This window comes from Saccharopolyspora sp. NFXS83 (assembly GCF_026241095.1).
In the GTDB taxonomy this organism is placed as follows: Bacteria; Actinomycetota; Actinomycetes; order Mycobacteriales; family Pseudonocardiaceae; genus Saccharopolyspora_C.
In genome coordinates, this window is sequence record NZ_JAPFGB010000026.1 from 80,361 (window position 1) to 88,096 (window position 7,736).

Annotated in this window: 6 protein-coding genes; 5 read left to right on the forward strand and 1 reads right to left on the reverse strand. The window is 72.3% G+C overall.

The genetic code is table 11. The annotated features are described in order from the left end of the window. The first annotated feature begins 154 nt into the window (after positions 1-154). On the forward strand, positions 155-898 hold the full coding sequence (locus OOZ19_RS23960) for a S1 family peptidase (RefSeq protein ID WP_266092412.1): 744 nt from the start codon (positions 155-157) through the stop codon (positions 896-898). Between the two features lie 225 nt (positions 899-1,123). Here OOZ19_RS23960 and OOZ19_RS23965 read toward each other — a convergent pair whose 3' ends face one another. Further along, positions 1,124-2,098, reverse strand: a complete 975-nt coding sequence (locus tag OOZ19_RS23965) for an NAD(P)/FAD-dependent oxidoreductase (RefSeq protein WP_266092420.1) — start codon at positions 2,096-2,098, stop codon at positions 1,124-1,126. A 239-nt stretch (positions 2,099-2,337) separates the two neighbouring features. On the opposite strand from OOZ19_RS23965, the gene OOZ19_RS23970 reads away from it, so the two are divergent. The 4 genes from OOZ19_RS23970 to OOZ19_RS23985 all read left to right on the forward strand — a co-directional run bounded on the left by OOZ19_RS23970 (position 2,338) and on the right by OOZ19_RS23985 (position 7,546). Next, positions 2,338-3,732: a class II fumarate hydratase gene (locus OOZ19_RS23970; RefSeq protein ID WP_266092413.1), complete on the forward strand. Its 1,395-nt coding sequence runs from the start codon at positions 2,338-2,340 to the stop codon at positions 3,730-3,732. A gap of 155 nt (positions 3,733-3,887) precedes the next feature. After that, positions 3,888-5,429, forward strand: coding sequence for an ATP-dependent DNA ligase (locus tag OOZ19_RS23975; protein ID WP_266092414.1), 1,542 nt, complete (start codon positions 3,888-3,890; stop codon positions 5,427-5,429). Next, a complete protein-coding gene (locus tag OOZ19_RS23980) occupies positions 5,426-5,851 on the forward strand; it encodes a DUF4288 domain-containing protein (protein WP_266092415.1) in 426 nt (141 codons plus the stop codon). Before OOZ19_RS23975 ends, OOZ19_RS23980 begins: the two co-directional genes overlap by 4 nt. Before the next feature lie 255 nt (positions 5,852-6,106). Further along, entirely contained in the window at positions 6,107-7,546 is a 1,440-nt protein-coding gene (locus OOZ19_RS23985; protein WP_266092416.1) for a GuaB1 family IMP dehydrogenase-related protein, read from the forward strand. Positions 7,547-7,736: the final 190 nt, after the last annotated feature.

Sequence of the window (7,736 nt, forward strand, 5' to 3'; positions counted from 1 at the left end):
GGCACCGGCGTAGGGGCGACGGGCACACCGCCATAAGTGGGTGCCCCGGTCGAGTGAAGCTCCTTACCGTCAGTGTTCACTCGGCCCGCCGCACCGGACCGAGTTCCACTACCGGCCGATCCCCGAGCCGGGTGTACGGAAGGACTCGTCCCCCATGCGCACACGCTCCCTGCTCACCGGAGTGCTCGCCGCGGGCGCCGCCGTCGCGATGGCCATGCCCGCCTCCGCCGCCGAAGAGCCCACGCCGATGGTCGTGGGCGGCCACGACGCCACCGAGACCTACTCGTTCATGGTCTCGCTGCAGTCCGGCGGCAGCCACATCTGCGGCGCTTCGCTGATCAAGGCGGACTGGGCGGTCACCGCCGCGCACTGCGTCGAAGGCAGCCAGCCCGCGGACCTCTCGGTTCGCGTCGGCAGCCTGGAGCACGCCTCCGGCGGCGAGGAAGCCGGGATCTCCGACATCGCCACGCACCCGTCCGCGGACCTCGCGGTGATCAAGCTGGACAAGCCGGTCGAGGCCGCCCCGATCTCGATCGCCCCCGAATCGGGCGCCACCGGCACCGAGACCCGCATCATCGGCTGGGGCCAGACCAGCCCGGCACCCGGCGGCGAGGCCCCGGCCACGCTGCAGGAACTGGACACCGCCGTCGTCGACGACGCCGACTGCTCCGGCATCACCGGCGAGAGCGAGATCTGCACCTCGAACCCCGGTGGCGACTCCGGCGCCTGCTACGGCGACTCCGGCGGCCCGCAGATCAAGGGCACCCAGGGCGCCTGGGAGCTGATCGGCGCGACCAGCCGCTCGGGCAACAGCGACTCGAACTGCGCGACCGGCCCCTCGATCTACACCGACGTGTCGGCCCTGTCCGACTGGGTCGAGGAGAACACCGCGGCCTGACCGCGGCCCCCCAGACCGGCCGCCCTTCCCCTGGGAAGGGCGGCCGTTCCACGCGCGCGAGGGTCCCGGGTCGAGCTGCACGAGTGGCGAGCGCTCGAGTTCTCGACGCGGGCCATGCGGTTCGCGCATCCAGGCACGGCCTTCGGCCGCAGAGCACGGCCTTCGGCCGCGAGGCGGGCATCGCTCCGCCCTCCCCTACGGGCTTCGCCGCTGACCGGGCGAAGGTCAGGTCTGGTTGGAGGAGTGGCCAGGGAAGAGGTGGGCGTCGGGGTCGAGGGTGACGGCGATGTTGTTCACGGCGGTGGCGGCCTCGCCGAAACCGGTGGCGATGAGCTTGACCTTGCCCGGGTAGGAGGCGACGTCGCCTGCCGCGTAGACGCGGTCCCGGTTGGTGCGCATCGTGCTGTCCACCTTGATGGAGCGCTTGTGCAGATCGAGCCCCCAGGATTCGATCGGCCCCAGGTCCGCGGTGAAACCGAGCGCGGCGACCACGGTCCGCGCGGGCAGCACCCGCCGCTCGTCGCCGAGCTCCAGCTCCACTTCGTGCACGCCGTCCGCGTCCCCGCGCACCTCCGCGACCTGCGCCTCGGTGATGAGCTCGACGCCGAGGTCCTCGACCTTGCGGACCAGGCCGGGATGCGCCCGGAACCGCGCTCTGCGGTGCACGAGCGTGACGCTGCGGGCGATCGGGTGCAGCGCCAGCGCCCAGTCGAACGCCGAATCGCCACCTCCGACGACCACCACGTCGTGACCGCTGTGGACGGACAGGTCGGGGACGAAGTGCACGACGCCGCGCCCGAGCCAGTCCCCTCCCGCGGGCAGCGGGCGCGGCGAGAACTCGCCGATGCCCGCGGTGACCAGCACCGCCCGCGCCCGCACCGGCCGGTCGCCGACCCGGACCAGCACCCCGTCGTCCACATCGGACAAATCGGTGGCGTCGCGTCCGAGCAGGTAGACCGGCTCGTACTGCGCCGCCTGCTCCACGAGCGAGGCCACCAGGTCCCGGCCGCGGACCGCGGGGAACCCGGCCACATCGAAGATCATCTTTTCCGGGTACATGGCCGTCACCTGACCGCCCGGCTCCGGCAGCGAATCCACCACCACCACCGACAGGTCCCGGAACCCCGCGTAGTACGCCGCGAACAGCCCCGTCGGCCCCGCGCCCACCACCAGCAGATCGACCTCGAACGGCTCGGACATGCCCACCCCCACTCGCACCGGTGCAACGTGGATCACATCCGAGCCTAGCCCTCGCGCCCGTCCGATGTCGCCGACGCGGCGCCCGCCCGGCGTCGGCGGCACCCGAGACCTGCGCGGAACCGGCAGGACGACAAGCCCGCCCACCGCATCGGTGCACCACCCGCGTTCCGCGTCCCGACCGGCTGGAAGTGGGGCGGCCCATACTGACCGGACCGGCCCGATCGGAGGACACTTCGGTCATGGCTGAACAGGACTACCGGATCGAACACGACACGATGGGCGAGGTCAGGGTCCCCGCCGAAGCCCTGTACCGCGCGCAGACCCAACGCGCCGTGGAGAACTTCCCGATCTCCGGCCGCGGGCTCGAACGCGCCCAGATCCGCGCCCTCGGCCTCCTCAAGGCCGCCACCGCTCGGGTCAACGGCAGGCTCGGCATCCTCGCCCCGGACATGGCCGAAGCCATCTCCGCCGCGGCCGACGAGGTCGCCGAAGGCCGCCACGACGAGCACTTCCCGATCGACGTCTTCCAGACCGGCTCGGGCACGTCGTCGAACATGAACGCCAACGAGGTCATCGCGACCCTCGCCACCCGCGGGCTCGGCCGCGACGTGCACCCGAACGACCACGTCAACGCCTCGCAGTCGTCGAACGACACGTTCCCCACGACGATCCACGTCGCGGCCACCGAAGCCGTGCTCAGCGAGGTCATCCCCGCCCTGGAGCACCTGGCCGGGGTCGTCGAAGGACGCGCCGCCGAGTGGACCGAGGTCGTCAAGTCCGGGCGCACCCACCTGATGGACGCGGTCCCGATCACCTTGGCGCAGGAGGCGGGCGCGTGGGCCTCGCAGGTCCGCTTCGGCGTGGAGCGGCTGCGCTCCGGCCTGGGCCGGCTCGGCGAACTGCCCATCGGCGGCACCGCCGTCGGTTCCGGCCTCAACGCGCCGGAAGGCTTCGGCCAGGCCGTCGCCGACGAGCTCGCCCGCGTCACCGGGCTGCCGCTGACCGAGGCCCGCGACCACTTCGAGGCGCAGGCCACCCAGGACGGCGTGGTGGAAACCTCCGGCCACCTGCGCACCGTCGCGGTGAGCCTGAACAAGATCGCCAACGACGTGCGCTGGCTCGGTTCCGGCCCGCGCACCGGACTCGCCGAACTGGCGCTGCCGGACCTGCAGCCGGGCTCGTCGATCATGCCGGGCAAGGTGAACCCGGTGATCCCGGAGGCCACGCTGCAGGTCGTCGCCCAGGTCATCGGCAACGACGCGGCCGTCGCCTTCGCCGGCGCGCAGGGCAACTTCCAGCTCAACGTGAACCTGCCGGTGATCGCGCGCAACGTGCTGGAATCCGCGCGGTTGCTGGCGGCGGTGTCCCGGTTGCTCGCGGACAAGGTCTTCGCCGAGGTGACGGCCAACGCCGAGCGCGCCCGCGAGTACGCGGAGGGGTCGCCGTCGATCGTCACGCCGCTGAACCGCTTCATCGGCTACGAGGAGGCCGCCTCGATCGCGAAGCAGGCCCTCAAGGAACGCCGGACCATCCGGGAGGTCGTGCTGGAACGCGGTCACGTCGACTCGGGCACGCTCACCTTGGAGCAGCTCGACACCGCCCTCGACGTGCTGGGCATGGCCCAGGCGAAGTGAGCCGGACAAGGCCGTGCGCCCCGCTGTTCGGCGAGGCGCACGGCCGATCCGGAGCACCCCCAGCGGTTCCGGATCACGACTGAGACGCCGCGCGCCGCCCCCGCGGTTCCGTCGATCTTGAGCGAGTTGTCGGCGGACGTGGGCACCATGGGCGGATGGTGTCGCTGAACGCGGTCGTGGCCGCATCCGCCGAGGTCGCGGCCACCCGTGCCCGCACCGCGAAGGTGACCGCGATCGCCGGGCTGCTCGCCGGACTCGACGCGGCGGAGGTGCGACCCGCCACCGCGCTGCTCGCAGGCGAACTGCCCGGCGGCCGGGTGGGGGTGGGGTGGTCGACGCTGTCCGCGCTGCAGGTCGCCCCCGCGACGAGCCCTTCGCTCACCGTCCTCGACGTCGACGCGGCGGTCGGCGAGCTGCGCGACATCACCGGCACCGGATCGGGACGGCGGCGGACCGAGGCCCTGCACGACCTGCTCGGCAGGGCCACCGCCGAGGAGCAGGAATTCCTGATCCGGCTGCTGGGCGGCGAGCTCCGGCAAGGGGCGCTGGAGGGCGTGATGCTCGAAGCCGTCGCCCGCGCCGCCGCAGTGCCCGCCGCGTCGGTGCGCCGCGCGTTCATGCTCTCCGGCAGGCTGCCCGCCACCGCCGAGGCCGCGCTGCTGGGCGGTTCGGCCGCGCTGGAGGAGTTCCGCCTCGAAGTCGGCAGGCCGCTGCGACCGATGCTCGCCTCCCCCGCCGACGCGCTCGACGCGGCGCTCGCCGAACTCGGCGCCTGCGTCGTCGAGTACAAGCTCGACGGCGCGCGCATCCAGGTCCACCGATCCGGCGAGCAGGTGCACGTCTACACCCGCACGCTGCGCGAGATCACCGGCCAAGTCCCCGAGATCGTCTCCCTCGCCCGGGCCCTGAACTGCGATTCCGCGGTGCTCGACGGCGAGACGCTGGCGCTCACCGACTCCGGGCGCCCGCGCCCGTTCCAGGAAACGATGGCCCGCTTCGGCGCGCAGAGCCCGCGCGACGAGGTGCTGCGGCCCTACTTCTTCGACTGCCTGCACCTGGACGGAACGGACCTGGTCGACGAGCCGCTGCACCGACGGCTCGACGCGCTCGCCCGAGTCGCGCCGGAACACCGGGTCCCCGGTGTGCGTCCCGGTGCCGACGCCGACGCGGCGGCGCTGCTGGACGAGGCGCTCGACGCGGGCCACGAGGGCGTCGTGGTGAAAGCGCTCGACTCGCCGTACGCGGCGGGACGCCGCGGGCGCACCTGGCGCAAGATCAAGCCCTCGCACACGCTCGACCTGGTGGTGCTCGCCGCCGAATGGGGGCACGGGCGGCGCAGCGGCCACCTGTCCAACCTGCACCTCGGCGCCCGCGATCCCGACGGCGGGCCGCCGATCATGGTGGGCAAGACGTTCAAAGGGCTCACCGACGAACTCCTCGCGTGGCAGACCAGCGAGTTCCCCCGCCACGAGACGCACCGCGACGACTGGACCGTGCACCTCGCGCCCGACCTGGTCGTGGAGATCGAACTCGACGGCGTGCAGGTCAGCACCCGCTACCCCGGAGCGGTCGCGCTGCGCTTCGCCCGCGTGCTGCGCTACCGCCCCGACAAGGACGCGGGCAGCGCCGACACCATCGAGGTAGTGCGGGCCATGCTTCCGGGCGGCGGCGCGCGGGATGAGAAAGTGGAGCCATGACCACACCAGGCGACGACGAGCAGGTCGGCTCCATCGACATCGGTTCGGGCAGCATCGATCCGCGCGATTTCCAGCCCAGCACCACCTCCGCCAAGGCCGAGTTCTACGTCGCGCTGATGCTCATCGAGATCTCCTCCGAGTCCGCCGCCGAACCCCAGCTCTACGAGGAGTCCTTCGTGCTGGTCAAGGCCGAATCGGACGAGGAGGCGAAGGAGAAGGCCGTCGGGTACGGCAAGCAGCAGGCGGCGAGCTACCACAACGAGGACGGCGAGCTGATCACCTGGAAGTTCAAGGAGCTCATCGAGGTCAAGCAGGTCGAGGACGCCACCTTCGACGACGGATCCGAGCTCTACAGCCGCTTCTTCCGCAACTACAGCGCCTACCGCTCCTTCGAACCCATCCTCAGCGGCGAAGAAATCTGAGCAGCGGCAACGCTCCGACGAAAGGCCCCGGAACGCGGAGGCCGGGGTCCCACCAGCCGACGGGGCCCCGGCGTACTTCCGCGCCCCAGCAGAGCGCGACTACGACCCGAGCGAGCGGCGCCGCCGCGGCGTTCGCAACCTCCTGGTCGCCACGCTTCCGGATGATCTAGGCCGGTCACCGCTCCCGCAGCGGCGAGTGGTCGCGGAGGGCGAATCGCATCATCGCGCCCGGTCCGGCACGTATCGTGGACGATTGTGCAGTTCTTGAACGGGCAACAGCCCACCACCGACCTGACCTACGACGACGTGTTCCTGGCGCCGCGCCGCTCCGGCGTCGAGTCGCGGTTCGACGTCGACCTCTCGACCTCGGACGGCTCCGGCGCGACGTTGCCGGTCGTGGTCGCCAACATGACCGCCGTCGCGGGACGGCGGATGGCCGAGACCATGGCCCGTCGCGGCGGGCTCGTGGTGCTGCCGCAGGACGTCGCCCCGAGCGCCGTCGCCGAAATCGTCTCGTGGGTGAAGGAGCGCCACCCCGTCTGGGACACCCCGCTGGTGCTGCGGCCGGACGACGCGGTCGCCGACGTGCTCAACCTGCTGCCGAAGCGCTCGCACGGAGCCGTCGTGGTCGTCGACGACGACCAGCGGCCGGTCGGCGTGGTCGACGAGGCCGCCTGCGCGGGAGTGGACCGGTTCGCCCGGGTCGGCGAGGTCGCCGACCACCACCCGGTGGTGCTGGCGCTGGAGACCGAGCCGCGCGAGGTCTTCGAGCAGCTCGACCGCCAGGGCAGGCAGGTCGCCCTCGCCGTCGACTCCGAAGGCAGGCTCGCCGGGATCCTCACCCAGCGCGGTTCGCTGCGCGCGGAGATCTACGCGCCCGCCTTGGACGCCGCGGGCAAGCTGCGGGTCGCCGCCGCGGTCGGCGTGAACGGTGACGTGCCCGGCAAGGCGGCGGCGCTGCTCGCCGCGGGCGTCGACACGCTCGTCGTGGACACCGCGCACGGCCACCAGGAGAAGATGATCAACGCGCTGCGCTCGGTGCGCGCGCTGAACCCGACGGTGCCCGTGGTCGCCGGCAACGTGGTCACCGCCGACGGCGTGCGCGACCTCGTCGAAGCCGGTGCCGACGTGATCAAGGTCGGCGTCGGTCCGGGCGCCATGTGCACCACCCGGATGATGACCGGCGTGGGCCGCCCGCAGTTCTCGGCCGTCGCCGAATGCGCCGCCGCGGCCCGCGAACTCGGCAAGCACGTGTGGGCCGACGGCGGAGTGCGCCACCCGCGGGACGTGGCGCTGGCGCTGGCCGCCGGAGCGTCCTCGGTGATGGTGGGCTCCTGGTTCGCGGGCACCCACGAATCACCCGGCGACCTGCTGCGCGACGAGCACGGCCGGGCGTACAAGGAGTCCTTCGGCATGGCGTCCAAGCGCGCCGTCGGCGCCCGGACCCGCACCGACAGCGCCTTCGACCAGGCCCGCAAGGCGCTCTACGAAGAAGGCATCTCCAGCTCCCGGATGAAGGTCGACCCGAAGCGCCCCGGCGTCGAGGACCTGCTGGACGAGATCAGCTCCGGCCTGCGCTCCTCCTGCACCTACGCGGGAGCGCGCACCCTCGCCGAGTTCCACGAGCGGGCGCTGGTCGGCATCCAGTCCGCCGCGGGCTTCGCCGAGGGCCGGCCGCTGCCCACCGGCTGGTGACCCGCGGGGGCGACCTGTTCGCCTCCGACGGCACGAAGGCCTCCGGACAGGGTGCGACCGCACCTCGCCCGGAGTCCTTCGGCCCGTCGTCACGAGCCCGGTCGGTGGCGCCCGTGTTCGCGGGCAGGTCCTTGGCATCGTCGAGGTCGGCCTCGCCCTCCTTGAACAGCACGTCGACCGATTCCGATGG

Coding starts and splice junctions, on each gene's coding strand:
- OOZ19_RS23980 (WP_266092415.1), top strand. CDS start 5,426: ATGACCACACCAGGCGACGACGAGCAGGTCGGCTCCATCGACATCGGT.
- OOZ19_RS23965 (WP_266092420.1), bottom strand. CDS start 2,098: ATGTCCGAGCCGTTCGAGGTCGATCTGCTGGTGGTGGGCGCGGGGCCG.
- OOZ19_RS23960 (WP_266092412.1), top strand. CDS start 155: ATGCGCACACGCTCCCTGCTCACCGGAGTGCTCGCCGCGGGCGCCGCC.
- OOZ19_RS23970 (WP_266092413.1), top strand. CDS start 2,338: ATGGCTGAACAGGACTACCGGATCGAACACGACACGATGGGCGAGGTC.
- OOZ19_RS23975 (WP_266092414.1), top strand. CDS start 3,888: ATGGTGTCGCTGAACGCGGTCGTGGCCGCATCCGCCGAGGTCGCGGCC.